General features: G+C 67.3%; 3 pseudogenes. All 3 read left to right on the top strand.

The window, feature by feature from the left end:
* Positions 1-139 (top strand): annotated as a pseudogene (locus GUY60_RS40125) (SIMPL domain-containing protein); the annotation flags it as partial.
* Between the two features lie 167 nt (positions 140-306).
* Positions 307-1,479 (top strand): annotated as a pseudogene (gene pyk / locus GUY60_RS37370) (pyruvate kinase); the annotation flags it as partial.
* 156 nt (positions 1,480-1,635) lie between these two features.
* Positions 1,636-1,760 (top strand): annotated as a pseudogene (locus tag GUY60_RS37365) (isoprenyl transferase); the annotation flags it as partial.

The raw sequence follows: 1,760 nt of genomic DNA, 5'->3' as shown, positions 1-1,760 counted from the left end.
CCCCGGCGGCCTCCGCACCGTCGCCTACGGCGCCCCCGAAACCGCCGGCGCCGCCCCCACCCTCGACCTCGAACCTCAACGCCAGACGGTCCACGCCGCCCTCAACGCCCGCTTCACCATGGCACCCCCACAACTCTGAAATCGACCCGGAATTCGCCCGCATGAGCGCACGCATCGGCAATTCGAGCGCTCATCGGAGCAATGCCCCGCACAATTCAACAGTTGTCAACAACCCTTCACGCAAAGGTTGTTGAGTAGTCATGAGAGGCCAATTCTCTACCCACCGGTAAGCCCTAGGCTCGAACCATGCGCCGAGCAAAGATCGTCTGCACCCTGGGCCCCGCCACCGACTCCTTCGACCAGATCAAGGCACTGGTCGAAGCCGGAATGGACGTAGCCCGCTTCAACCTCAGCCACGGCACCTACGCCGAACACGAGGAGCGCTACCGCCGCGTCCGCGAAGCCGCCGAAGAAACCGGCCGCAGCGTCGGCGTACTCGCCGACCTTCAAGGCCCGAAGATCCGACTCGGCCGCTTCACCGAAGGCCCCGTACTCCTTGAACGCGGCGACGAGTTCACCATCACCGTCGAAGACGGCGTCCAAGGCGACCGCCACACCTGCGGCACCACCTACGAAGGCCTCGCCGCCGACGTCACCACCGGCGAACTCATCCTCGTCGACGACGGCAAAGTCACCCTCGAAGTCACCGCCGTCGACGGCCCCCGCGTCCACACCACCGTCATCGAAGGCGGCATGGTCTCCGACAACAAGGGCCTCAACCTCCCCGGCGTCGCCGTCTCCGTCCCCGCCCTCTCCGAGAAGGACGTCGAAGACCTCCGCTGGGCCCTGCGCACCGGCGCCGACGTGATCGCCCTCTCCTTCGTACGCAGCGGACGCGACATCGAAGACGTCCACCGCATCATGAACGAAGAAGGCCGCCGCCTCCCCGTCATCGCCAAGGTCGAAAAACCCCAGGCCGTCGACAACATCGAAGACATCGTCGCCGCCTTCGACGGCATCATGGTCGCCCGCGGCGACCTCGGCGTCGAAATGCCCCTGGAACAAGTCCCGATCGTCCAGAAGCGCGCCATCAAACTCGCCAAGCGCAACGCCAAACCCGTCATCGTCGCCACCCAGATGCTCGACTCGATGATCGACAACTCCCGCCCCACCCGCGCCGAAGCGAGCGACGTGGCCAACGCGGTGATCGACGGCACCGACGCCGTGATGCTCTCCGGCGAGACCAGCGTCGGCAAATACCCCATCGAGACCGTACGCACCATGTCCCGCATCGTCGCCGCCGCCGAGGAGGACATCCTCGCCAAGGGCCTCCCGCCCCTCACCGAACGCAACAAACCCCGCACCCAGGGCGGCGCGGTCGCCCGCGCGGCAGCGGACATGGGCGACTTCCTCGGCGCGAAGTTCCTGGTCGCGTTCACCCAGTCCGGCGACACGGTCAAACGCCTCTCCCGCTACCGGGGCTGGGCTGAGCGGGCTGTCGGCGGTTCAACCCAGCCCGTCCGGCGTTTGAGGACGAGCGCGTCAGCGCGATGGAGCGGGGCGCGCGGCCGACCGGCGCCGCCTTCTCTCTCGTGAACGGAGTCACCGTGGCCTCCTTCCTGTTGCCCCACGCCCTCCGACGGCCGCTGGCGCGTGCACCACGTCGGTACGCCGGACATCCTGCCCCCGGCGATGCGGAACACGCTCAAGGAGGCCGAGGACACCACCGCGCACGTCGACGGAATAGTCGTCAATGTCGC

The organism is Streptomyces boluensis, assembly GCF_009908195.1.
Lineage (GTDB): Bacteria > Actinomycetota > Actinomycetes > Streptomycetales > Streptomycetaceae > Streptomyces > Streptomyces boluensis.
Note: the sequence above shows the minus strand (reverse complement) of the source record. Positions and strands in the feature narration are given on the sequence as shown.